This window comes from Streptomyces sp. NPDC048269 (assembly GCF_040652395.1).
GTDB lineage: Bacteria > Actinomycetota > Actinomycetes > Streptomycetales > Streptomycetaceae > Streptomyces.
This window is the reverse complement of sequence record NZ_JBEZLW010000004.1, coordinates 125,252-149,278: the sequence shown is the minus strand read 5'-3', so window position 1 is coordinate 149,278 and position 24,027 is coordinate 125,252. Positions and strand designations below refer to the sequence as shown.

The window sequence follows — 24,027 nt, the reverse complement described above, 5'->3', positions numbered from 1 at the left end:
GCTCCGGCGCGCCCTGCGCCGGGGCGGGCTCAGTGCTGCGCGGTGTGAGGGGCGTGGGGGGTGTGGGGGGTATGGGCAATGGCCGGTGCGTCGTCCGGCTCGTCGTGCACGTCCCGCCCGTTGTGTCCCCCGCGGGCGTGCGGGAGCGCGGGAGCGGGGGCTCCCGGAGCCCGGGGCAGCCGGATCCGCAGGGCACCCGGTTCCGTCTCGGCCGTCAGCCGGGAACCTTCGGTCATGGTGTCCCCGTCGACCTCGCGGGGCTGGATCCGCGCGAAGCGGATGTCGATCCGGGCGGCGCTGAAGTACTCCAGCGAACCCCCGGCGACCGGCCCGGCGACCGGCCCGGCGTCCGCCGTGCCGCGCGGTGAGTCCGGGCCGGGGGCGCGGCGCCGTGCGACCCGGGCGGCCAGGTGCACGGCGGCGGCGAGCCAGCCGGCCGCGCCCCGCGGGTCGAACAGCACGACCTCCAGCCGTCCGCTGTCCAGCCGCGCCCGCGGCAGCAGTTCCAGGCCCCCCTGGAGCGCGCCGACGTTGCCGATGACGACCATCCGGGCCCGGCGCCGGAGCCGGCGGCCGCCGTCCAGACGGATGGTCAGCCGCATGCGGGGGTCCCCCAGATGCCGGGCGGCCGAGAGCACGTAGGCGGCCCATCCCAGTCGGGCCTTGAGCGCGGGAGAGGCGTCGCGGACCATGGCCGCGTCGAATCCCGCGCCCGTCATGACCGTGAACCGGGTCGGGGGGAGGTCGTCGCCCGCGACCCGTCCGACGTCGATCCCGAACTCGCCGCCGACCAGGGCCTCGTCGAGGGCCGTCGCCGGATCCGGGGGGAGTTCCAGGTTGCGGGCGAGGAGGTTCCCGGTGCCGCAGGGGACGAGCGCCAACGGGATGCCGGCGCCGGCCACCACGTCGGCGCAGGCGCGTACGGTGCCGTCGCCCCCGCAGGCCACCACCAGGTCGACGCCGCCCGCGGCGCACTCCTCGGCGAGGCCGCCGCAGGGTTGCTCGACGGTGGTCGGCGTCCATCGCTGGTCGGTGTAACCGTGCCGGTGCAGGAGGCTGCGCACCTTGTCGGCCAGTTCGTCGGCGCAGCCGTGGGGGTGACGGACGACGACGACCCGCCGGCCGGGACGCCGGGCGGCGTGCCGGGCGGGCACGACGGTGTCCGGGGTCCGCGCCGCGCCGCGTGCGGCAGGCTGGGTACGGCCGGACGGGGAGGCCGCCGGGGTGCGCCCGGACAGGAACACGGACCCCATGACGAGCAGCGTCGCGGCGCCGTTGAGCAGACCGCCCGCCACATCGGAGGGGTGGTGCATCCCCCGGTACATCCGCGACAGCCCGACCGCCGGCGGAACCAGCAGCAGGGCTGCCGCCGTGACGTACCGCCAGGGACCGCGCGTACGGCTCAGTAGGAGGGTGGCCAGCCCTCCGTACAGGGCGACGGACGCCCCGACATGACCCGACGGGAAACTCGACGTGGGCGGCGCCCCGTCCAGTTGGGCCACGTCGGGGCGGGGCCGCTCCACGAAGACCGTCACGACGAGGAAGACGGCCGACTGGACGGCGACCGAAGCGCCCAGGAACACGGCTTCCGTCCACCGCGGAGCGCGCGGCAGCGCCAGCATTCCGGCGATGCAGAGCAGCGTCACGCCGACGATCGCCTCCGTGCCGGCCATGACGGACAGCCACTCGGAGACTCCGTCGGCGAGGGGGTTGCGATGCGCGGCGAACGCACGGTTGACCTCGTTCTCCAGCGAAAGCAGCCGGTGTCCCGCTGCCACGCGGGTCACCAGCATGCCCAGGAGCACCATCGAGGCAGCCTGGGCCGCCACGAGCCACACGAGCCGGGAGCGTCTCGCGGCCCCACCGTTTTCCGTCGTCATGGAGCCCTTGTTGCCCGTCGCGGGGCTTTGATGCGTCCCCCTCACCCCCGCGGCTTGGCTACGCCCGGCAGAGGATTTCGCCGTTCAGGACCGAGAACCAGGCGTCCGGGGCTGCAGCCCAGACGTGCCAGGCCTCCGCGGCGGCTGCCAGGTCCGCGGCCGTCGCGTGGCCCCCGCGGACGGCGATGTCCGCGTACGAGGAGGCCGTCGTACGGTCCGCCCACAGCGACGACCACCAGGCCGTCTCCTCCGGGGAGGCGAAGCACCAGGCCGTCGCCGAGGACTCCACGTCCGTGAAGCCCGCCTCCCGCGCCCAGGCCCGCAGCCTGCGGCCCGCGTCCGGCTCGCCGCCGTTGGCGCGGGCGACCCGGCGGTACAGGTCCAGCCACTGGTCCAGGCCCGGCGCCGCCGGGTACCAGGTCATCGCGGCGTAGTCGGCGTCCCGCGCGGCGACGATCCCGCCCGGCCGGCACACCCGCCGCATCTCGCGCAGGGCCCGTACCGGGTCGCCGACGTGCTGCAGCACCTGGTGGGCGTGGACGACGTCGAAGGAGCCGTCCGGGAAGTCCAGCGCGTGGACGTCCGCCGTCGCGAACTCCACCCCGCTCACGCCGCGCTCCGCCACGTACGCACGGGCCTGCGCGACCACGTCCCCCGACGCGTCCACGGCGGTCACCCGGCCACCTGGGGCGACCAGCTCCGCCAGGTCGGCGGTGATCGTGCCCGGCCCGCAGCCCACGTCCAGCACCGACATCCCCGGCCGCAGCTCGCCGATCAGGTACGCGGCCGAGTTCCGCGCCGTGCGCCAGCGGTGCGAGCGCAGCACCGACTCGTGGTGGCCGTGCGTGTAGACGGCGGTCTCCTCGTGGGCGTTCATGGCCTGCCCCCTCCTCGTCGAAGCGATGTCCCACCGTAGACGATCAGTTCGTGATGTGAGATCTGCGTTTTGACATGTGGACACCCCCCTTGTGTGCCAAGGGGATTCGGCGTGGCGGTGGCAGGGAAATGCGGGAGCGAGGAGAGTGGGGGCCGAGGGGGACACCTCGTGCCACGGGACGGTGAGAGCCATGCCGGAAACGCTGCTCGAACGGCATGCCGAGGCGCTGCGGCTCTTCGGCGAGCGGCTGCGCGCCATCGGGGACGACCAGTGGGACGCGCCGACCCCGTGTACGGAGTGGAGCGTGCGGGACCTGGTCAACCACGTCACCGGGGAGCAGCTCTGGATCCCGCCGCTGGTCACCGAGGGCCGCGCGGTCGAGGAGATGGGCGACGCGTTCTCCGGCGACGTGCTGGGCGACGACCCGGTCGCCGCGTGGGACAGGGCCGCGTCCGCCGCGCACGACGCCTTCGCCGAGCCCGGGGCGCTCGACCGGACCGTCAAGCTCTCCTACGGGCCCGCGCTCGGCTCCGCGTACTGCTCGGAGCTGACCGCCGATTGCGTCGTGCACACCTGGGACCTCTCGCGGGGCATAGGTGCCGACGACCGGCTGCCGGACGGCCTCGTCGAGTTCTCCATCAAGGAGGTCATGCCGTATGCCGACGGGCTCGCGGCGAGCGGGATGTACGCCGCTCCGCTGGAGGTTCCGGCGGGAGCGGACGCGCAGACCAGGCTGCTGGCGCTGCTGGGGAGGCAGGGCTGAACCGGGGGCGGGCGGCCGTCGAAGCGGGGCTGAACCGGGGCGGGCGGCGCCGAAGCGGGCGTAGGAGCGTAGCGGGGGCGTAGAGCGGGCATACCGCAGCAAATAATCGTATAAAGGACAGGATTGGCGGAGCTGAGCGGTTAGCGCGCGGAAGGCGGAAAAGGGGATGCAGCGCACGACGGCGGAAGGCCGTGGTCCGGTCCGGTACGGACCCCCCGCGCCCCAGCCCGGCCTGCCCGTGCTGCCCGAACTCGTCTCCGTCCTCGCCGCGGCCGCCGGGCGTTCCGCCCCCGAGCCCCCGGGCGGCGGGGACTCCGTCCGCGAGGCCGCCTGCCGGCACTGGGGGCGGCGCGGGCTGCCGACCGCCCCGGAGGACGTGGCCGCCGGGCCCGGGGCTCCGGCGCTGCTGCTCGCGCTGCTCGGCGCGTACGGGGGCGACGTGCTGCTGCCCCGGCCCTGCCCCGCCTGGTGGACCCCGCAGGTCCGGCTGCTGGGACGGCGGGCCTACCACGTGCCGACCCCGGCCGAGTGCGGCGGAATCCCGGACCCCTACGCCCTGCTGGAGACCGTACGGCGGGTACGCGCCGAGGGCGGCGACCCGCGCGTGCTGCTGCTGTCGGTCGCCGACGACCCGACCGCGACCGTGCCGCCGCCGGAGATGCTGCGCGAGGCCTGCGAGGCCGCCGAGTCCGCCGGGCTCTTCGTCGTCAGCGACGAGAGCTGGCGCGACACCGTCCACCGGCCGCACGACACCCTGGTCCTGAGCCCCGCCGAGATGCTCCCGGACGAGGCGGCCGTGCTCGTCGACCTGTCCGGAGCGCTGCTGCCCGCCGGCTGGCCCGCGGCGGTGGTGCGCTTCCCCCACACCCCCAGGGGGACCTGGCTGCGCGCCCGGACCCTCGACGTCCTCACCGCCACCGGCGCACTGGTGGCCGGACCCGTCGCCGGGGCCGCCGCGCACGCCCTCGACGAACCCGCCGCCGTCGGCGGGCGGGCCGCCGCGGCAGCCGCGCTGCACGGCGTGGTCGCCGCCGCCGCGCACCGGGAACTCCTCTCCGTCGGGGCGCTGGCCCGTCCCCCGCAGGCAGGCCGGCACCTCTACGCCGACCTGACCCCGCTGCGCGCCGGCCTCGCCCGGCACGGGGTCGGCGACGCCATGGAGCTGGAGGACTGGCTCGGCGGCCGGCTCGGCGCCCCCACGCCGGGCGGGCAGCGGTTCGCGGACGAACCGGTCGCCCTGCGGGTGAGGCTGTCGACCGGGCCGCTGCTGGGCGCCACCCCGGAGGAACGGCTCGCCGCGCTCACCGCACACGACCCGCTCGCGCTCCCGCACGTGCGGCGCTCCCTGGACCTCCTCGGATCCGTCCTGGCCGGGCTGGTCTGATGCCCGACCCGGCGAACGGAGACTTCCTGATGAGCGACCGGACGGATGCCCCTGCCTCCACGGCCGCCCCTGCCTCCACGGCCGCCGCTGCCTCCACGGACGCCCCTGCCTCCACGGCCGCCGCCGGCTCCACGGACGCCCTCGCCTCCTCGGACGCCGCCGCCACGACGGACGCCACCACAACGGGCGGCGCCGGCGCGGGCGCAGTGCCGACCGCCGGCGCCCGGCAGCCCGCAGCGCCGCCGTCCCTCCCCGCCGCCCCGCGCCCGCTCGGCGAACACCGCCGCTGGCCCCGCTCCTTCGCGGACCGGCTCACCACCCCGCTCCCCGGTGTCCGCGCCTTCGCGCGGCTCGCCCGCGAGGGCGCCTTCCGGCCCGGGCCCGACGGGCTGCGCGGCATCCCCGACCTGCCGTACGAGCCGGCCCCACTGCCCGAGGCCGCTCCGGGCTCGGTCTGCGTCACCTGGGCCGGACACGCCAGCTGGGTTCTGCGGACCGGCGGGCTGACCGTGCTGACCGACCCCGTCTGGTCCCGGCGGATCCTCGGCACCCCCTCCCGGATGACACCCGTAGGGGTGCGCTGGGAGGACCTGCCGCCCGTGGACGCGGTGGTCATCAGCCACAACCACTACGACCACCTGGACGCGCCCACGCTCAAGCGGCTGCCCCGCGACACCGCCCTCTTCGTCCCGGCGGGCCTGGCCGGCTGGTTCCGCCGCCGCGGTTTCACCCGGGTCACCGATCTCGACTGGTGGGAGTCGGCCGAACTGGGCGGCGTGCGCTTCGAGTTCGTACCGGCCCACCACTGGTCGAAACGCTCGCTGATCGACACCTGCCGGTCCCTGTGGGGCGGCTGGATCCTGACCGACACCCTGAGCCCCGCGCCGAAGAAGCTCTACTTCGCCGGCGACACCGGCTACGGCCACTGGTTCGCGGAGATCGGCCGCCGCCACCCCGGCATCGACCTCGCGCTCCTGCCCATCGGCGCGTACGCCCCGCGCTGGTGGCTGGGCGACGTCCACGCAGACCCGGAGGAGGCCGTCCAGGCCTGCCTCGACCTCGGCGCCCGGCGGATGGCTCCCATGCACTGGGCCACCTTCGTCCTCTCCGCCGAGCCGGTCATGGAGCCCCTGCACCGCGCCCGGACCGCCTGGGCCCGCGCGGGCCTGCCCCGCGACCACCTCTGGGACCTCCCGATCGGCGCCTCCCGCACGCTCGGCTGATGCCGTGACGAGCCGAAGCCGCACGAGCAGAGGCCCCGTCAAGTCATGGACGTAGCCGAAGCCCGAGGGGAGCGGACACACCGGCATCCCGCCCGGCCCGCTCCTCCGCCGTCAGCCGGAGGTACTCCCCAACGCCGCTCATGGCCCGATTTCAGTGGTGCCAGGCCCGGCCGCCGGTGTTGTGGATGAACCGCTGCAGCACCTTGAGGGTGATCAGGTACTCCTCGTCCGGGATGCCGGCATGCCGCTCGTCCCGCAAGTCCCGCTGCAGAGCCGCCGCCCGCTCGTAGAACTCCCGGCCCTCCACGGTCATTTCGAGGTTCCCCCCGGCGTCCTGCGTGATCCACCCCCGGGCGACGGCCGTGTCGAGCTCCTCGGCCACGGCCTCCTGGCCCACCGCCAGGTAGCCCTTCAGGGTCTCGGTCACCTCGTCCCGGCTCCTCGGCTTCCCGGCGGCCACGGAGACCTGGTGGAGGATCCACCACTGGGGCTGGGTGGTGCCCAGCTGCGCGAGCGCGCCCCGGGTGCGGTTGACGACCGCCTCGTAGGCGGCCCAGCTCCAGTACCCGATGGGCTGCTGGACCAGTTCGGCGTCGTTGTGCGAGTACTCCACGGCTGTCGCTCCGTTCGCTGCTCAGGACCGTCCGCGGTGCGGGACCGTCCGCTGAGGAAGACCCTAGAACCCGAAGCGCACTTGAGGTCTAGTCCCTCTTCCGGGCCGGTCCCCGCAACCGTCGCCACACCGACGGGCCCGCGCTGATCAGCAGGGTCAGGCCCACCGCGAGGGCCACGCCCTTCCAGGGCTCCGAGAACAGCGAGCCGCCCAGGATGCCGATCAGACCGTACGTCGCCGCCCAGGCGAGGCAGGCCGGGGCGTCGCCGCGGGCGAAGCGCCGCAGGGGCAGCCGCGCCAGCAGACAGGCCAGCATCACCGGGATCCGCCCCGCCGGAACCAGCCGGGACACCACCAGGACCAGCACCCCGTGCTCGTCCAGCGCCCTCTGCGCCTGCTCCAGCCGCTCGGGCGTGGCCCGCCCGCGCAGCGCCTCCAGCCAGCGCGAGCCATTGCGTGACCGCACCCCCCGCTGACCGAGCCAGTACAGCGCGACGTCCCCGGTGAACGCCGCCAGCGCCGACACCCCGAACACCAGAAACACCCCGAACGGCAGCGAGTCCTGATGGAACGCCACCACCGCCGCCGAACTCACCAGCGCCCCCGTAGGGATCACCGGCACCAGTGCGCCGAGCGCCACCAGCACGAACAACGCCGGGTAGCCGACCGCCTGCCGGGTGGTCTCCAGCGGCACCTGCCCGGCCGCCGCCACGATGTCGCGCCAGGTCACGGCAGTCGCACCCGCTCCCCGTGGGCGGGCACCCGTACGGTCACCTTCGGCGCGAGCCGCCCCGCCCGGCGCTCGAACTCCTCGCCCGGCGCGTGGAACTCGTGCGGACGCACCGCGTCCATCCCGATCGGCCAGTACGTTCCGTAGTGCACCGGGACCGCCGCCGCGGGGGCCAGCTCGGCCAGCGCCCGCGCCGCCCGCCCCGCGTCCAGGTGCCCCGGTCCCAGGTACGGGCCCCAGCCGCCCACCGGCAGCAGGGCCACGTCCACCGGGCCGACCTCCCGGGCCATCGTGTCGAACAGCCCGGTGTCCCCGGCGAAGTAGGTACGGGCCGCGCCCTCCACCACGTACCCGAGGGCCGGGGCGAGCTGCGGCCCGAACGGCAGGCGCCGCCCGTCGTGCAGGGCGCTGACCGCCCGAACCCGTACACCGCCCCGCACCGGGACCTCGTCGCCCGGCGCCACCTCCGTCACCGCCAGCCCGCGCATTCCGGCGATCCGTGCCAGCCCCGGAACCGCCCGGCGCGCACCGCGCGGCACCAGCAGCCGGGTACCGGGCGCCAGCCGCTGCAGCGAGGGCAGGTGCAGGTGGTCGGCGTGCAGGTGCGACACCAGCACCACGTCGGCCCGCGCCGCCTCGGGCGGGGGCACCGGTCCGCGCCGCCGCCGTAGATGGGCCAGCCGCCGGGCGAACAGCGGATCCGTCAGCAGCCGGACGCCGGAGTCCTCGACCGTGCACGTGGCATGCCCCCACCAGGTGACCTCCACCGGCATCCGGCTCTCCCTCCCACGCCCGTCCCGTCCCACCCCTCACCGAGCCTAGAGGCTGCCCCAAGGATCCGCCCGGAACCGGAACCTCCCCGCCCTCTCCTCCCCGGCGGCCGATCGGAGTAGGGTCGGGCGGCATGGAAGAGCTGCGCGTGGCCGCGATCGCCAGCCTGGCCCCGCTCGAAGACCTCGACGCCGACCCCTTCGCCGTGGACACCCGGACCCAGCACGCCGTGTGCGCGCGCTGGGCCGCCGACCACGGGTACGTCGTGAGGAGGCAACTGCTCGTCTACGGGCTGCGCGCCGACCACTGCGGGCTCTGGTCCGACATCGACGCCGGGCAGGTCGACCTCTTCGTCGCCGCCAACCACCGCGTGCTGGCCCGCGCGCTGCGCTCCGTCGAGGAGTTCAGCGCCGAGTGCGAGCGGCGCGGGGTCCGCCTGGAGACCGCCGGGCACCAAGAGCCGCCGTACACCTCCGCGATGAAGGCCGAGGTGCACCGCCGGCTGTCCATGCCGACCGCCGGCTACGACGGCACCTGAGCGCCGGCCACGACTTCACCTGACCCGCCGGCCGCAACGGCACTGAGCGCCGTCCACGAAGGCACCTGACCGGCAGGTCCCGCGCACCGGTGCGCCGTCCGTGTCGCCCGGCCGGGTGAGCCCGCCTGTGCGAGCCTGGAAGGCAGGACGGGGCGCGCGGGAGGTGGGGCGTGGTGCGAGGACGGTGGCGGAGCGCGGGCGGGACCCTGGTACGGGTGATCCTCGTCTGGGCGGTGTCCACGCTGACGATGCTCGCGCTGGCCGGGATCCTGCCGGACTTCCGGCTCCGGTCCGGCGACGACGACAGCATCACCCAGATCGGGCTCACCGCCGCCTGGGGCGCCGGGGCCTTCGGTCTGCTGAGCGCGCTCGTCTGGCCCGTGCTCGTCCGGGCCCTGCTGCTGGTGCCCGCCCTGGTGCTCGGGCTGCTCGTCTTCTTCCTCAACGGCTCGCTGCTGCTCATAGCGCTCGACCTGATCCCCGCCGGGCGGGGCGAAGTGGCCCCCGAGACCGCGGTGGTCGTGGCCGCCGTGATGTCCGCCGTGGCCTCGGCGACCTCGACCGCGCTCGCGGTGCGCGACGACGGGGCGTACCGGCGGCGGCTCTACCGCCTCGCCGACCGGCGCCGGCGCAGACTGCGCAGGGCGGGCGCGCCCGGCTCCGGGGAGTCCGCGCCCGGGCTGGTCTTCCTCCAGCTCGACGGGGTCGGGTACGAGGCGCTGCGCCGCGCGGCCGGCGGCGGCCTGATGCCGACCGTCTCCGACTGGCTGGACGGCAGCCACCGCATCGCGTCCTGGCGCACCGACTGGTCGAGCCAGACCGGCGCCAGCCAGCTAGGCATCCTGCACGGCTCGACCTTCGACGTGCCCGCGTTCCGCTGGTACGAGAAGGACACCGGGGAGGTGATGGTCTGCAACCGGCCCACCAGCGCCGCCGAACTCCAGCGGCGGGCGGTGGAGCGGACCGCGGACGGCGGGCTGCTCACCCTCGACGGGGCCAGCCGGGGCAACCTGTTCAGCGGGGGCGCCGACCAACTGGCGCTCGTGCTCTCGGTCTCCGCCCGCCGGGGCCGGGCGAACCGGTCCCGGGCGGGCTACTTCGCGTACTTCTCCGACCCGGCCAACGCCGTCCGCACGGCCGTGTCCTTCGTCGCCGAGGCGGGCCGGGAGATCGGCCAGTCGCTGCGCGCGCGGATCCGCGGGGACCGGCCGCGCGTGGCCCGCGGCGGGCTGTACCCGCTGATCCGGGCCTTCGCGACCGTGGTCGAACGCGACGTGGTCGTGGCGGCGGTGATCGGCGACATGCTCGCCGGGCGCGCCGCGGTCTACGCCGACCTGGTCGCCTACGACGAGGTCGCGCACCATTCCGGCCCGCACGGCCGGGACACCGACCGGGTGCTGGAACGTCTCGACCGGAGCCTCGCGCTGATCGCCCGGGTCGCCGAGCACGCGCCGCGCGCGTACCGGATCGTGCTGCTCTCCGACCACGGCCAGAGCCCGGGGGAGACCTTCCTCAGCCGGTACGGGCTCACCCTCAAGGACCTGGTCCGGGCGGGCTGCGGGCTGCCGGTGCCGCGCCGGGCGGGCCGCACCCGCAGCGGGGCGGAGGCGCGGGCCGCCGTCCTGGCGGCCCTGCACCGGCCGGTCGAGGAGGACGAGGAGGCCCGACCCGGGCCGGGCTCCGACCCGGTGGTCCTCGCCTCCGGCAACCTCGGGCTGATCTCCTTCCCGGACGTCCCCGGCCGTGCCTCGCGCGAGTGCGTCGCGCGCGCGCACCCCGCCCTGCTGCCCACCCTGGCGAACCACCCCGGATTGGGTTTCCTCCTGGTGGACGGCGTGGTGCTGGGCCCGGGCGGGGCGGTGGCACGCCTCGACGTGCCGGGGGAGGCGGAGGAACTGCTGGCTCCCTACGGCCCCGGGGCGGCCGAGGCCGTCCGCCGGACCGACACCTTCCCGCACGTGGCCGACATCATGGTGAATTCGGCGTACGACCCGCAGACGGGCGCGGTCCACGCCTTCGAGGAGCAGATCGGCTCGCACGGCGGCCTGGGCGGGGAACAGGGGCACGCGTTCCTGATGTGGCCGACGGAGCTGTCGGATCCGGGCGGCGACCTGGTGGGCGCGGAGGCGGTGCACGGCGTACTCCGCCGCTGGCTCCGGGAGGCGGACGGGCCGCAGCTGCCGGTGGTTCCACCGGTGCGGAGGGGGAGCTGGGCGGAGGCCCTGGCCGGGGGGCCCGTGCGGACTCCGGCGGAGGATTCCCGGCCGGAAGGTGCCACCGGCGGAATCCTTCCTTCCATGCCGGTGTCCACGCAGGACGAAACCCGCTGATTTGGAGCGGCCTCAGGGGTGGCCGACCATGGGTCGACCTGCCCACCATGTGAGACACCCCCGAGGCGCACCACCGATGACCAGCACAGAAGCCCCAGCGACCGAGGGCAGCGCAGCCCCGCCGACCGAGGCCGCAACCGTCCCCGGACCCCCAGCGCCCGCCGGGGACGAGCCGCGGCGCTTCGGTCTCCCCGTCGCCACCTGCCTGGTCATGGGCAACATCATCGGGGGCGGGATCTTCCTCCTGCCCGCCTCGGTGGCCCCGTTCGGCACCATCAGCCTCGTCGCCTTCGCCGTGCTCACCCTCGGCGCGGTCGCCCTCGCCCTGGTCTTCGGCCGGCTCGCCCAGCGGCACCCCCGGACCGGCGGCCCGTACGTCTACGCCCGCGCCGCGTTCGGCGACTTCGCCGGCTTCCTCGCCGCCTGGAGCTACTGGATCACCACCTGGGTCTCCAACGCGGCCCTCGCGGTGGCGGCCGTCGGCTACCTCTGCGTGCTCTTCCCGGCCGTCGGCGCGCACAAGTGGTCCATGTGCCTGGCCGCCCTCGCCGTGCAGTGGCTGCCGGCGCTCGCCAACCTGGCCGGCACCCGGTACGTCGGCGCCGTCCAAGTGGTCTCCACCGTCCTGAAGTTCGCCCCACTGCTGCTCGTCGCCGTGGGTGGTCTCCTCTTCTTCGACCCGGCCAACCTCGGCCCCTTCCGGGCCACCGACCAGAGCGCGATCGGCGCCGTCTCCGCCTCCGCGGCGATCCTGCTCTTCAGCTACCTGGGCGTCGAATCCGCCGCCGTCAGCGCCGGCGAGGTCCGCGACCCGGCCCGCAACGTCGGCCGGGCCACCATCCTGGGCACCGTCGGCGCGGCCACCGTCTACCTGCTGGGCACCCTCGCCGTCTTCGGCCTGGTCGCCCACGACAGCCTGGTCTCCTCCCAGGCCCCCTTCACGGACGCCGTCGACGCCATGTTCGGCGGAACCTGGGGCGGCACCGTCGTCGCCTGCGCGGCGGTGATCTCGATGGCGGGCGCCCTCAACGGCTGGACCCTGCTCAGCGCGCAGACCCCGTACGCCGCCGCCAGGGACGGCCTCTTCCCGAAGGCCTTCGAGACGAAGAGGCGCGGCGTCCCGGTGGTCGGAGTGGTCGTCACGGCCGTCCTCGCCTCGGCGCTGACCATCTACAACTACACAGCCGGCTCGGAGGGCGTCTTCGAGATCCTGGTTCTGGTCACCACCTTCACCGCGACCGTCCCGTACCTGATCTCCACCGCCGCACAGCTCTACTTCCTGCTCTCGGGCCGCTCCGAGCGCGTCCACCGGGGCCGCCTGGTCCGCGACGCCTCCCTCGCCTCCCTGGCCTTCGCCTTCTCGATGTGGCTGGTGGCCGGCTCCGGCTACGCCGCCGTCTACCAGGGCGTCCTGTTCCTCTTCGCGGGCGTCCTCGTGTACGCCGTGATGTCCGCCCGGAAGGCGCGCGCCACCGTTTCCCCCGCGGGGTAATTTGGAAGGAGAGGACAGTCAGGGGGGCTCGAAGGGGTCGCCATGTCCGCGATCAGCAAGACCATCGACATCGACCGCAGGCCCGAGGACGTCTACAGGTACGTGACGGACCCCACGCACCTGCCGGAGTGGCAGGACAGCGCCGTGTCAGCCGTTCCCATGGGCGACCTCCCCGTCCACGTCGGTTCGAAGGTCGTCGTCACCCGGCAGATCGGCAAGCGCAGGATCCCCACGACCATGGTGTTCACGGAACTCGTCCCGCCGCGGAGCTGGCACATCCACGGCGTCGACGGACCGGTACGGCCGGACGTACGGGGCTACATCGAACCCCTCGACGACGGGACCCGTTCACGCGTCACCCTGTCCATCGACTTCGAGGGCCACGGCATGGGCAGGGCGCTGGTCCCCCTCGTGGTCAAGCCCATGCTCCGCAAGGAGATGCCCCGGGGCGAGGAGAAGCTCAAGCACCTGCTGGAGCACACCGCGAGCTGAATCCGCGAGCTGACTCCTGGGCCCGCTCCGGAGCCCGCTCCGGAGCCACTCAGGGGCACGCTCACGGACCTGCTCCCGGCCCGGGGAAAACCGGGTGCTTCGGGTCGCGTGGTGCGCCCACACTGGGCGGACCACGCACCCGAACTCCCGAGGACATCCACGCCCGTGCAGGCCTCCGTCACCGTCACCCCCGCCCAGATCCCCGAACTGCTCCTCGGCCTCGCCACCGTGCGGCCCGTGTTCCTCTGGGGGGCACCCGGAATCGGCAAGTCCTCGCTGGTACGGAAGTTCGCCGACTCGCTCGGCCTGGAATGCGTCAGCCTCCTCGGCACCCAGCTCGCCCCCGAGGACCTGATCGGGGTACCGCAGATCCAGAACGGCCGCTCCGTCTTCTGCCCGCCCGAGGCCATCGCGCGCGACGAGCCGTACTGCCTCTTCCTCGACGAGCTCAACGCCGCGTCCCCGGACGTCCAGAAGGCCTTCTACTCGCTGATCCTGGACCGCCGCATCGGCTCCTACGAACTCCCCGCGGGCTCCATCGTCATCGGCGCCGGCAACCGCGCCACGGACAACGCCCTGGCCCGGCCCATCGCCTCCGCCCTCGTCAACCGCCTCACCCACGTCCACCTCCAGGCGTCCGCGCGGGACTGGCTGGTCTGGGCCGGAGAGAACGGCATCCACCCCTGGGTCACGGACTACCTCACCGACCGCCCCGACCACCTCTGGTCGCAACCGCCCAAGACCGAGGAGGCCTTCTCCACCCCCCGCTCCTGGCACATGCTCTCCGACGCCCTGCACTCCTTCGGGACCGGCCTGGACGAGCAGACCCTGAAGGTCGTCGCGCACGGCACCCTCACCCCCGCCCACGCCGTCTCCTTCTGCGGCTACGCCAAGATCGTCCGCCACACCTTCGGCATCGAGGCGATCCTGAAGGGCGACGCGAGCTGGCCGCGCCGCACGGAGGACCGGGACCTGCTGTACTACCTGGCCGAGGCCTTCCGGGGACGCCTGATCAAGGAACTCCCCGCGCAGCGCGAACACGTCTCGCCCGCCGCCCGGCAGACCGCCTACCGCGCCAAAGCGCTCCTGGTCCAGCTCGCCGAGATATCCGTCGAGGTCGCCCAGACCGTCATCGCGGACGACGCCGACGGCCTGCCCGTGCTGCCCGCCTGGTTCCTCGTCGACGCCGCCCGCGACATGCCCCGCCTGGTCGAGGCCCGCCGGTGAGCGCAGCGCGCTCCCGCGCGGAGAACCGGCCGGGCCACGACGCCCGACAGGGGGACGCCGCATGAGCCGCGGCGCACAGAAGCCGGGCAGGCCCGACCCCGCCACCGAGGCCTTCGCCGAGGGGCTCGCCCTGGTCAAGCGGCATCCGGCCCTCGCCGCCGTCGACGCCTCCGTCTGCCGCCAGGCCAAGTGCGCGGCCACCCCGGCCGGGGGTTTGGCCGCGGTTGACTCCAACGGCACCGTCCACGTCCACCCCACCAAGCGGGCCGATCCCCGGGAATGGGCGTGGGCCCTCGCCCACGCCCTGCTCCACCTCGGCTTCGGCCACGTCCCCGCCGGCAAGGACGAGGACCGCCCGCAGCCCGACCGCTTCGACCTCGCCGCACGCTGCGCCGTGGTCAACCGTTTCCTGCTGACCGTTGCGGTCGGCCGCGCCCCCGACCACCTCCCCGCCGAGTACCCCGGCGGGGACGAGGAACTGCTCGCCGCCCGCTGGCGCCGTGACGGCATCCCGGCCGCCTACGAAAAGTGCGGCACCGCCGGGGACCACCCCGACCAGGTCCTCGTCACGTTCCGCAGGTGGAACACCCCCGCCCCCGACTGGGAGACCCGCTTCGCGCACGCCCTCACCCGCAGCGTCTCCGCCGCCATGGACGTGGCCGGCGGCCGCCGCGACCGGATCACCGGCGAAACGGCCCGACGGCACCCCTGGGACCGTGCGCTGAACTGGTTCGTCTCCTCGTACCCGCTGCTCGGCGGCCTCGCCGCCGGCTTGAAGATCGTCGCTGACGCCGAGCTGGCCCGCGCCCAGGGCATCGCCATCGCCGCGGTCAGCGCGAGCGCCGGCGAGATATACGTCAACCCGCTGCGCACCTTCACCGACGGCGAATGGCGGTTCATCCTGGCCCACGAGATGCTGCACGCCGCGCTGCGCCACGGCGGGCGTCGCGGCGCCCGCGACCCGTACCTGCACAACGTGGCCGCCGACTACGTGGTCAACGGCTGGCTCGTGGAGATGGGCGTCGGCGAGATGCCCGCAGGACTGCTCCACGACCCTGCGCTACGGGACCTCTCCGTCGAGGAGGTCTACGACCGGATCGCCGCCGACCTGCGCCGGATGCGCCGCCTCGCGACCCTGCGCGGCAAGGGCCTCGGGGACATCCTGGGCGAGCCGCTGCCCCACCCGGCGAGCTGCCCGTACTCGGACCTGGACGACTTCTACCGGCGCGGCCTGACCCGGGGCTTCGACCTGCACCAGTACGGGGAGCGCGGGCTGCTGCCCGCGGGTCTCGTCCAGGAGATCCGGGCACTGGCCCATCCGCCCGTGCCCTGGGACGCGAAGCTGGCCCGCTGGTTCGACGAGTACGTGCCGCGCCCCGTGGCCGTACGCTCCTACGCGCGCCCGGCCCGCCGCCAGGCCTCGACGCCGGACATCCCGCGCGCGGGCCGCTGCTTCCCGCCCGAGGAGGTGGCCCGCTGCACCTTCGGCGTGGTGCTCGACACCTCGGGCTCGATGAACGCCGCCCTGCTCGGGAAGGCGCTGGGCGCCATCGCCTCGTACGCGGAAGCCCGCGACGTACCGGCGGCACGCGTCGTCTTCTGCGACGCGGCGCCGTACGACGCGGGCTATCTGCCCCCGACCGAGATCGCGGGCCGGGTCCGGGTACGCGGCCGGGGCGGGACCGAGCTGCAGCCGGGCATCGACCTGCTGCAGCGGGCGGAGGACTTCCCGCCCGGGGCACCGGTGCTGGTGATCACGGACGGGTGGTGCGACACCCTGCGGATCCGGCGCGAGCACGCCTATCTGGTTCCGCAGGGTGCCTCCCTGCCGTTCACGCCCAAGGGGCCGGTCTTCCGACTGGCCTGAAGGCCCCCGACGGTTTAGTCGAGGTAGTCGCGCAGCACCTGCGAACGCGACGGGTGGCGCAGCTTCGACATCGTCTTGGACTCGATCTGGCGGATGCGCTCACGGGTGACCCCGTACACGCGGCCGATCTCGTCCAGGGTCTTGGGCTGGCCGTCGTTGAGGCCGTAGCGCATGGAGACCACACCCGCCTCGCGCTCGGAGAGCGTGCCCAGGATGGACTGGAGCTGCTCCTGCAGGAAGGTGAAGGAGACCGCGTCGGCCGGCACGACCGCCTCGGAGTCCTCGATGAGGTCACCGAACTCGCTGTCGCCCTCCTCACCCAGCGGGGTGTGCAGGGAGATCGGCTCGCGGCCGTACTTCTGGACCTCGATGACCTTCTCGGGGGTCATGTCGAGTTCCTTGCCCAGCTCCTCCGGGGTGGGCTCGCGGCCCAGGTCCTGGAGCATCTGGCGCTGCACGCGGGCGAGCTTGTTGATGATCTCGACCATGTGCACGGGGATGCGGATGGTGCGCGACTGGTCGGCCATGGCGCGGGTGATCGCCTGCCGGATCCACCACGTCGCGTACGTGGAGAACTTGAAGCCCTTGGTGTAGTCGAACTTCTCCACGGCGCGGATCAGGCCGACGTTGCCCTCCTGGATCAGGTCGAGGAAGAGCATGCCGCGGCCGGTGTAGCGCTTGGCGAGGGAGACCACGAGGCGGAGGTTGGCCTCCAGCAGGTGGTTCTTCGCGCGGCGGCCGTCCTCGACCAGGATCTCCAGCTCGCGCTTGAAGGCGGGCTTGTGGTCCTCCTCCTCTTCGAGCTTGTACTCGGAGAACAGGCCCGCCTCGATGCGCTTGGCGAGCTCGACCTCCTGCTCGGCGTTGAGGAGCGGCACCTTGCCGATGAGCTTGAGGTAGTCCTTGACGGGGTCGGCCGTGGCGCCGGCCACCATGACCGTCTGCGCCGGGGCGTCGTCCTCGTCGTCGTCGGACAGCACGAAGCCCTGGGTGCCGCCGGGCTTGGGGGCCTCCTCCTCGGCCTCGTCGACCAGGTCCTCCGCTGCCCAGTCCTCGCCGACCGCGGGCGTCTCGCCCTCGTCGGCGTCCTTGGCGCTGGTCTTCTTCGCCGCCGTCTTCTTGGTGGCGGTCTTCTTCGCGGCGGTCGCGGTCTTCTTGACCGTCCGCTTCTTCGGATCGGCGGCGGCCTCGGCCGTCGCCCCGTCCTCGGTGGTGGACGTCGACGGAGCGGATATCGCCGCGGCGGCGGCCGTGGCCGCAGTGGTGGCCGGGCCGGCGGCCGAGGCCTTGCGCGCGCCGATGGGGCGCGGCGCGGCGGCCGCCTTCTTGGCGACGGTACGGGCCGGGGCGGCGGCCGCCTTGCGGGGCTTCTTCGCGGCGGCCTTGGTGGCGGGAGCCGCGCTGACGTGGAGGGCGACACCCTCCTCGTCCAGGACCTGGTTCAGGCTGCGCAGGACCCGCTTCCACTGGTCCACCGGGATGCGGCCGGCCTCGAAGGCCTGGCGCACATCGTCACCGTTGATGTGACCCTGCTCGCGGCCGCGCTCGACGAGCGCGACGAGGGCCTCCGATTCGGCGATCTCCGGAGGGAACGTACGGGACGGGCTGAGCGACACAAGGAGCCTCTCGTTGCGAACAGATAAGGGGTGGGCGGGACATCATCGCGCGGACTCGGGAAACAGATCCGAGGGGGTTCTGTATTCCGGGGCCGCGCGAGGACACCTGTCGGTTCATCGCATGCCCGAGTCGATTCGTTACGCGCTGAATTGAGTGACCTGCGCCACGCTGTGGCCGCGCAACCGATTCGGCGTGGATCCGTCCGCCCTCTCCGTCAGCCCGTTTTGCGGGCTTCGATGAGGAACCGGGCGGTGTGCGCGACGAACGGGCCTTCGCGTTCGATCCGTTCGTGCAGCTCGCGCAAGCGGTCCCGGTACTGCCCGACCGTGAGGCCGGGCACCATCCGGATCACCTTCCGGAGAAAGTAGAGCACGGCTCCGATGTCGTGGAACTCCGTACGCGGCCGCTCGGAGCGCAGCGCGACGACTTCTGGGCCGGCCCTGGTGGCGTGCGGCAGCCGGGTCGCCCTCGCGATGCCGGGCGGCCAGGACCCGGTGGCCGCCAGTACGCGTCATGTCTTTACCGTCCCAGGCCGGGCCCCGGTCATCCACCGGATGTGTCGACTACAGTGGACGGCGGGCCGTGACTGGCGTTCGGGTGGATCACCACCGGGGAGCGGCCCGGCGTACCTCCGTACGCCGACTGCCGCGCGCCTGGGCGAACCGCGATCCGCAGCGACGTTCAGGAGACCCCGTGACGACTGCCCAGACTGCCCCCGCGTCCGCCACCGCCCGGCTGATGGACGGCACCGCCCTCGCCCGCCGCATCTCGGAGCAGACCGCCGCCTACGCGGCGAAGATCACCGAGCGCACCGGCACCGCGCCCTGTCTCGCGACCGTGCTGGTGGGTGAGGACCCCGCTTCCGTCACCTACGTGCGCATGAAGCAGAACCGGTGCGCCAAGGCCGGGATCACCTCCCGCCACGTGGAGCTGCCGGCCGAGACCACCACCGAGGAGCTGGTGGCCACCCTCACCGCGCTCTCCGAGGACCCCGAGATCAGCGGCATCCTGCTGCAGCACCCCGTCCCGCACCACATCGACGAGCGCGCGGCCTTCGAGGCCATCGCGCCCGGCAAGGACGTCGACGGCGTCACCATGCACTCCTTCGCCGCCATGGGCTTCGGGCTGCCGGGCTTCGTCTCGTGCACCCCCGGCGGCATCATGCGCCTCCTCGCCGCCTACGACGTGGATCTCACCGGCAAGCACGCCGTCGTCGTCGGCCGCAGCGCGATCCTGGGCAAGCCGGCCGGGATGCTGCTGCTGGAGCAGAACGCCACCGTCACCTACTGCCACTCCCGCACCCAGGACCTCCCCTCGATCGTGCGCCAGGCGGACGTGCTGGTCGCCGCCGTCGGCAAGGCCGAGTTCATCCGGGGCGAGGACATCAAGCCGGGCGCCGTGGTCCTGGACGCCGGCTACAACGAGGGCAACGTCGGCGACGTCCACTTCGAGTCGGCAGCCGCCCGCGCCTCCCTGATCACCCCGGTACCGGGGGGCGTCGGCCCGATGACCATCGCCGTCCTGCTGGAGCAGACCGTCCAGGCCGCCGCCGCCCAGGCCGGCCTGGACCTCGCGGACCTCTGAGCCGCAGCCGAGCCGAACACCAACCACGCCCCGGGCCCTCTCGCCCGGGGCGTGGTGTCTTCCCGGGGCAGGGGCAGGGGCAGGGGCAGAGGCAGAGACAGGGACAGGGGGCCGGCGCAGCGGCCGCGGCCACGGCCCCAGCCGGCGGATCAGGTTCCCGTGGGCGCGGCCGCCTCGCGGGCCGCGGCGACGATGGGGGAACTGCGGAACTCCCGGGCCAGTGCCTCCAGCGGGCCGCTGTCCAGCCGGTACGGGGCGGGGTGCCCACCCTGCGGACCGGCGGCCCCGCGCCGGCAGGCGGCGGCGAGCATGGCCGCGTCCGCGACCACGGCGGCCCGGGCCTCGCTCAGACCCTGCCCGCGCGCAGCCTCGTACGCCGTACCGCGCACGGCGGGGTCGAACCGGGACGCGAGCGCCAGGATGCCGTCGTCGATGACGGACTCACGGTGGATGAGACGGATGCCGACCGGCGACCACCAGGCCAGCGGCACGGTCCGTACCCGGGAGGCCGCGGATCCGCGCAGTGCCTTCCACAGCGGATACAGCCGCCGGTACTGGGTGAAGTCCCGCCAGGCCGCCGACCCGCCGACCAGCGGCACGATGAACCCCGCACCGATCGTCAGGGCCGCCGCGGAGGCCAGCGGCGGTGCCACGTCCGTGGACAGGACCACCCAGTCGTGGCCGGCCCAGCGGGCACCCACCGAGGCCCACTTCGCGGCGAGGTACGCCAGGTCCAGCAGCCCGCCCAGCACGATGAGGGCCAGCCCGGTGCGCAGCGGCCGCAGCGAGGGGTCCGCGCGCCGCAGCCACTTCCAGCACAGCCCGGTCAGTGCCGTGCTGCCCACGGTGTGGGCGAGCAGGAAGCAGACGATCATCTCGCGGATCCAGGGCGTGGTGGCGTAGTACGTGTCCAGGTCCCGGAGCCGTTCCACAGGGGCGTCGCCGATCACGAACAGGACGACGATCAGCACGGTCACCGCCCCGAACACGGCCACCGTCAGCCGGGTGGCCCGCCGGACGGCGGCGGGCGGCCCGCCGGCCCACTGCAGCACCAGGACGACGCAGGTTCCCGAGAAGACCGTGACCAGGCAGAACACCAGCGGCGCGGAGAAGTTGACCACGCCGGTGAGACGGTTGACCGCGGCGATCGTCGGCGGCGACGCCAGGAACGTGAGGGGACAGCCCACGACGAGCAGCGCGCACGCGGCCCGGTTCAGGGGCTGGTCCCAGTCCCGGCGCAGCGTCGGTACCTTGATCAGCAGTGCCAGGAGCATGACGGCTCCCGGCAGGTAGAGCAGGATCCCGTCGTTCACCGGGCCTGTCCGACGGGGTCGGCCGGCCCGACCGGGTTCGCCGGGTTCGCCGGGTCGACCGGGTCAGGATCGACCGGGTCAGGGTCCACCGGTGCCGTCGGTACCGCCGGGCCCAGCCCGGCGACGGCCCGCTCGGCGGCGGTGAGCGGCGGCGCCTCCAGGGCGCCCCGGCCCGAAGCGCGCAGGACGTGCCAGACCACCGACGGGTGGAGCCAGTGGGTGGGCGCACTGCTCATGGTGAGCACCTTGAACAGGGCGGCCGTGAGCGCCTCGTCGGTGGTGGCCCCCGTCATCAGCCGGTTCACGTACGCGTTGAGCGCGCCGGTTCCGGCCCGCGGCTTCACCCCGGTGGCCCCGGGGTACAGGATGTCCTGCGAGGTGGCGAGTTCCCAGGCGGTGCTCACCAGGGGAGCGATCGCGCGCTGCGCCTCGCGGCCGAAGCCGGGATGGTCGAGCCCCTGGCGCCGGAGCAGGGAGCGTACGGCCAGCAGTCCCTGGGCGGCGACCGTCATGCCCTGCCCGTACAGCGGGTTGAAGGTCGCGACCGAGTCGCCCACGGCGATGAAGCCGTCGGGGAGTTCGGCCTTCTCGAAGTAGATCCGGCGGTTGGCGGTGCCCTGGGTGACGGCGACGTCCGTCAGGGGTTTCTTCCCTTCGAGGAGTTCGCCCACGATCGGGTCCCTGATGCCCTTGGCGAACGGGATGAACTGCTCGGGGTCGGCGGTCGGCTGGCCGCCGCGGGTCCCGGAGAGGGTGGCCTGCCACTGGCCGTTCTCGATGGGCACGATCGTGGCCGTCTGGCCGGGTACGGGCACCCGGGGGTCGGACTGCACGTTGACGATGGGGAAGCCCGTCTCGTGGGCTCCGGCCGGGGCTTCGAAGATCCTCGTCGCGTAGACCAGGCCCGAGTCGACCTCGGCCTGCCGTATCCCGGTGACGCCCAGTGCCTGGAGCCAGGTCCGGGCGCGCGAGCCGCGTCCGCTCGCGTCGATCACGAGGTCGGCGGCCAGCAGCCGGTCTTCCTCCTCCGGAGTGTCGACCCGGACGCCGGTGACCCGGGCGGCCGTACCCTCCAGGGCCCGGACCCGGCTCTTCTGGAGGGTGGAGACGCCTTTCAGGGCGGTCACCCGGGAGCGGACCACCGAGTCGAGGAGGTCGCGGCTGCAGGAGATGTTGAACTGCTTCTCCCCGACGCGCGGGATCCAGCCCTGGGCGGTCTTGGTGACCAGGTCGGTGGGCAGGCTGCGGCGGATGGCGCCCGCGCCCGTCCAGTCGTCGGTGATGCCGGGCAGGATCCGCTCGATGGCACGGGCGCCGCCCGACCACAGGAGGTGGGTGTGCCTGGCCTGCGGGAGTCCGCGCCGCGGCGCCGGGCCGTCGGGCAGCGGGTCCGCGTCGATGACGGTGACCGTCACGTGCTCGGCGAGGACGGCGGCCGCGAGCAGGCCGGACAGGCTGCCGCCGATGACGACGGCGTGGCGGGGCGGGGAAGACTGGGTCACGTGTCGTGCTCTCTGTCAGGGCCGTGCTGAGGGCATCGGCGCGAGGGGTGCGGCGGCTGGCTGGGCGCGGGTCACCGGAGTGACGCGGGGCGCCCCCAGCCGAGCGAGGTCTTGATGCGCTCGATCGCCTCGGGGAACTGTTCTTCCCGGGGTGGTGGCAGGTACGGCTTGAGGAGCTTGCCGAGGTGCAGGCCGAACGTCTCGGCGCGGATCTCCGCCGGATCCCCGTGGTCGGCCCGGGCGGCGGCCTGCCGGATCACGGTGCTCAGCCCGGTGTCGGAGCGCAGCAGCCCGGCGAGGTCGCCGTGGTGTCCGGTGAGCCGGGCGGTCACCGCCATGCCCGGGCCGTGGCTGTCGCAGGTGCCCTCGTCCACGTGCCAGAGCTCGTGGGAGGCGATGACGAGCTGGTGCTCGGGCCGGGTCCGCTCCTCGATGACGAGCAGGTCGCGGTCGTCCATCTCCAGCCACAGTCCGCTGGCCGTGTCGGGCGGGAAGGGGACGAAGCGGAGGTCGATCTTCCGGCCGCCGCGGCGGCGGGCGTAGGCGGCGCACAGGGCCCCGATGATCTCGGTGGCGCCGGCCGGCGGTGTCAGGCCCGCGCCGGCGAGCAGCTCGTTGGCGAGTCCGCGCATCGCCCGTGTGGTCCTCATACGGTTCCCCCCTCGGCTGTCCGGCCCCCGGCTGTCCGGCCCCCGCCGGCCGGATCCCCGATGTCGTGGCCGGCGCCGCCCGTGGGGCGGCCGAGCTGCCCTTCCCGGGCGAGCAGGTCGTCCAGGTGGTCGGCGAGCGACTTCCAGCCGCGCGGGGAGAGCCGGCCGGCCCGCGTGACGATGCTCCGTACGTCGTGCGCCCGCATCACGGCCAGCATCGGGTTCTCCTGCTGCCGCTCGGCGGACTCCAGTTCGCGCTCGATCACCGTGAGGGCGGTGGCGAGGGCCTCGGCGTCGTCGGCCAGCAGGAAGCCGCCCTCGACGCCGTAGAAGCGCTGGATCCCGGCGGCCGCGGCGAGGTTCGGCAGCCCCTCGCCCTGGGCGAGCCGGGTCAGTGACTGGCCCGAAGCGTCGAAGGACTTGGCGATGGCGGAGAGGGAGTGGGGCTGCCCGTCCTCCCGTAACCGGGTGCGGCGCAGGTGCTCGAACCGCTGGTGCACCTGCTCCTTCAGCGGAAGCCGGGGCGGCTTGCCGTCGAGGGTGAGCCGGATGGCCTGCGGAGTCATGCCGGTGAGGTGGGAGAGGTGCTCCAGGTCGTCCGCGCCGTCCGAGGCGGTGGCCGCCGACAGGGCGAGGGCCCGTTCCACCGCGCTCTTGCTGTCGGCCAGCAGGAAGCCGGCGTGGACCCCGAAGAAGCGCTGCACGCCGGCCGCGTGGCCCAGACGGGGCAGCCCGGTGCCCGCGTTGAGGGGGCCGAGGGAAGCGCCGGGCGCGTCGAAATCGTCGGCGATGGCCGCGAGCGGCCACTCCCGGCCGTGCTTGTCGCGGCGGGTCGCGCGCAACCGCAGGAAGCGGCGGTGCACGCGCTGTTCGAGGGGCGCCTCGGCCGCCGTGCCGGCAACAACCCCTGGAATGCGGGCGGGTTCGACACCGGAGAGATGGCTCAGCCGCTGGGCGGCCAGTACCTGCGCCGGGTCCTGCCCGCACCGCTCCGACAGCTCCTCCACGCGCCGCCAGAGTGCGGCGAGATCGGGTCGGGGAGCGGCTCGCACCGGCTGATTCTCCGTATGTCGACAAGACGTTCGAGTGGGCGCTGGGTGAAGCCTATCCGGCAGCCCCCTGCCGAACCAGGGGTAACCCAACGTTTCCTGCCGTACCGCTCAAAAAAGGTTGG

Annotated in this window: 20 protein-coding genes, 1 pseudogene and 1 riboswitch; of the genes and pseudogenes, 10 read left to right on the top strand and 11 right to left on the bottom strand. The window is 73.9% G+C overall.

What is annotated here, in order from left to right; translation table 11 throughout:
- Positions 1-29: 29 nt before the first annotated feature.
- Together AB0D48_RS06330 and AB0D48_RS06325 are read right to left on the bottom strand one after the other, a co-directional pair.
- On the bottom strand, positions 30-1,880 hold the full coding sequence (locus AB0D48_RS06330) for a diacylglycerol kinase family protein (protein ID WP_362391368.1): 1,851 nt from the start codon (positions 1,878-1,880) through the stop codon (positions 30-32).
- A gap of 58 nt (positions 1,881-1,938) precedes the next feature.
- Positions 1,939-2,757: a methyltransferase domain-containing protein gene (locus AB0D48_RS06325; protein WP_362391366.1), complete on the bottom strand. Its 819-nt coding sequence runs from the start codon at positions 2,755-2,757 to the stop codon at positions 1,939-1,941.
- Between the two features lie 190 nt (positions 2,758-2,947).
- On the opposite strand from AB0D48_RS06325, the gene AB0D48_RS06320 reads away from it, so the two are divergent.
- From AB0D48_RS06320 to AB0D48_RS06310, 3 genes are all read left to right on the top strand, one after another.
- Positions 2,948-3,520 carry a TIGR03086 family metal-binding protein gene (locus AB0D48_RS06320; RefSeq protein WP_362391364.1) on the top strand — a complete coding sequence of 191 codons (573 nt, stop codon included), beginning with the start codon at positions 2,948-2,950 and terminating at the stop codon, positions 3,518-3,520.
- Positions 3,521-3,686: 166 nt separating this feature from the next.
- Complete coding sequence (locus tag AB0D48_RS06315; RefSeq protein WP_362391362.1) at positions 3,687-4,904, top strand: aminotransferase class I/II-fold pyridoxal phosphate-dependent enzyme; 1,218 nt, start codon at positions 3,687-3,689, stop codon at positions 4,902-4,904.
- 29 nt (positions 4,905-4,933) lie between these two features.
- On the top strand, positions 4,934-6,127 hold the full coding sequence (locus AB0D48_RS06310; RefSeq protein ID WP_362391360.1) for an MBL fold metallo-hydrolase: 1,194 nt from the start codon (positions 4,934-4,936) through the stop codon (positions 6,125-6,127).
- A 151-nt stretch (positions 6,128-6,278) separates the two neighbouring features.
- Here AB0D48_RS06310 and AB0D48_RS06305 read toward each other — a convergent pair whose 3' ends face one another.
- The 3 genes from AB0D48_RS06305 to AB0D48_RS06295 all read right to left on the bottom strand — a co-directional run bounded on the left by AB0D48_RS06305 (position 6,279) and on the right by AB0D48_RS06295 (position 8,243).
- Complete coding sequence (locus AB0D48_RS06305) at positions 6,279-6,740, bottom strand: MarR family winged helix-turn-helix transcriptional regulator (RefSeq protein WP_362391358.1); 462 nt, start codon at positions 6,738-6,740, stop codon at positions 6,279-6,281.
- Positions 6,741-6,828: 88 nt separating this feature from the next.
- Complete coding sequence (locus tag AB0D48_RS06300; protein WP_362391356.1) at positions 6,829-7,470, bottom strand: VTT domain-containing protein; 642 nt, start codon at positions 7,468-7,470, stop codon at positions 6,829-6,831.
- Positions 7,467-8,243 carry an MBL fold metallo-hydrolase gene (locus AB0D48_RS06295; protein WP_362391355.1) on the bottom strand — a complete coding sequence of 259 codons (777 nt, stop codon included), beginning with the start codon at positions 8,241-8,243 and terminating at the stop codon, positions 7,467-7,469. The genes AB0D48_RS06300 and AB0D48_RS06295 overlap by 4 nt, the downstream gene beginning before the upstream one ends.
- Positions 8,244-8,374: 131 nt before the next feature.
- Here AB0D48_RS06295 and AB0D48_RS06290 point away from each other — a divergent pair, with 131 nt between their 5' ends.
- The 6 genes from AB0D48_RS06290 (at position 8,375) to AB0D48_RS06265 (ending at position 16,187) form a co-directional block, all read left to right on the top strand.
- Positions 8,375-8,779, top strand: a complete 405-nt coding sequence (locus AB0D48_RS06290; protein WP_362391354.1) for a hypothetical protein — start codon at positions 8,375-8,377, stop codon at positions 8,777-8,779.
- Between the two features lie 170 nt (positions 8,780-8,949).
- Positions 8,950-11,109 carry a phage holin family protein gene (locus AB0D48_RS06285; RefSeq protein ID WP_362391352.1) on the top strand — a complete coding sequence of 720 codons (2,160 nt, stop codon included), beginning with the start codon at positions 8,950-8,952 and terminating at the stop codon, positions 11,107-11,109.
- A 76-nt stretch (positions 11,110-11,185) separates the two neighbouring features.
- Positions 11,186-12,601, top strand: a complete 1,416-nt coding sequence (locus AB0D48_RS06280) for an amino acid permease (RefSeq protein ID WP_362391350.1) — start codon at positions 11,186-11,188, stop codon at positions 12,599-12,601.
- 42 nt (positions 12,602-12,643) lie between these two features.
- Entirely contained in the window at positions 12,644-13,093 is a 450-nt protein-coding gene (locus AB0D48_RS06275; protein ID WP_362391348.1) for an SRPBCC family protein, read from the top strand.
- Positions 13,094-13,258: 165 nt separating this feature from the next.
- Positions 13,259-14,320, top strand: coding sequence for a MoxR family ATPase (locus AB0D48_RS06270; protein WP_362391346.1), 1,062 nt, complete (start codon positions 13,259-13,261; stop codon positions 14,318-14,320).
- Between the two features lie 61 nt (positions 14,321-14,381).
- On the top strand, positions 14,382-16,187 hold the full coding sequence (locus AB0D48_RS06265; RefSeq protein ID WP_362391344.1) for a hypothetical protein: 1,806 nt from the start codon (positions 14,382-14,384) through the stop codon (positions 16,185-16,187).
- 14 nt (positions 16,188-16,201) lie between these two features.
- Here the strand turns inward: AB0D48_RS06265 and AB0D48_RS06260 are convergent, their stop codons facing one another.
- Entirely contained in the window at positions 16,202-17,803 is a 1,602-nt protein-coding gene (locus tag AB0D48_RS06260; RefSeq protein WP_362391342.1) for an RNA polymerase sigma factor, read from the bottom strand.
- A gap of 215 nt (positions 17,804-18,018) precedes the next feature.
- Positions 18,019-18,243 (bottom strand): annotated as a pseudogene (locus tag AB0D48_RS06255) (SAM-dependent methyltransferase); the annotation flags it as partial.
- Positions 18,244-18,376: 133 nt separating this feature from the next.
- Positions 18,377-18,470, top strand: a riboswitch (ZMP/ZTP riboswitch).
- Between the two features lie 72 nt (positions 18,471-18,542).
- Between AB0D48_RS06255 and AB0D48_RS06250 the strand changes: the two are divergent.
- The gene (locus AB0D48_RS06250) at positions 18,543-19,388 is read left to right on the top strand and encodes a bifunctional 5,10-methylenetetrahydrofolate dehydrogenase/5,10-methenyltetrahydrofolate cyclohydrolase (RefSeq protein WP_362391713.1); all 846 of its coding nucleotides are present in this window, start codon (positions 18,543-18,545) and stop codon (positions 19,386-19,388) included.
- Between the two features lie 149 nt (positions 19,389-19,537).
- Here the strand turns inward: AB0D48_RS06250 and AB0D48_RS06245 are convergent, their stop codons facing one another.
- The 4 genes from AB0D48_RS06245 to AB0D48_RS06230 form a co-directional block, all read right to left on the bottom strand.
- Entirely contained in the window at positions 19,538-20,701 is a 1,164-nt protein-coding gene (locus AB0D48_RS06245) for an MAB_1171c family putative transporter (RefSeq protein ID WP_362391340.1), read from the bottom strand.
- On the bottom strand, positions 20,698-22,203 hold the full coding sequence (locus AB0D48_RS06240; protein WP_362391338.1) for a pyridine nucleotide-disulfide oxidoreductase: 1,506 nt from the start codon (positions 22,201-22,203) through the stop codon (positions 20,698-20,700). Before AB0D48_RS06240 ends, AB0D48_RS06245 begins: the two co-directional genes overlap by 4 nt.
- 71 nt (positions 22,204-22,274) lie before the next feature.
- A complete protein-coding gene (locus AB0D48_RS06235) occupies positions 22,275-22,853 on the bottom strand; it encodes a toxin-antitoxin system, toxin component (protein WP_362391336.1) in 579 nt (192 codons plus the stop codon).
- Positions 22,850-23,905 (bottom strand): hypothetical protein, encoded by a 1,056-nt coding sequence (locus AB0D48_RS06230; RefSeq protein WP_362391334.1) that lies wholly within the window; start codon positions 23,903-23,905, stop codon positions 22,850-22,852. The genes AB0D48_RS06235 and AB0D48_RS06230 overlap by 4 nt, the downstream gene beginning before the upstream one ends.
- Between the last annotated feature and the right edge of the window lie 122 nt (positions 23,906-24,027).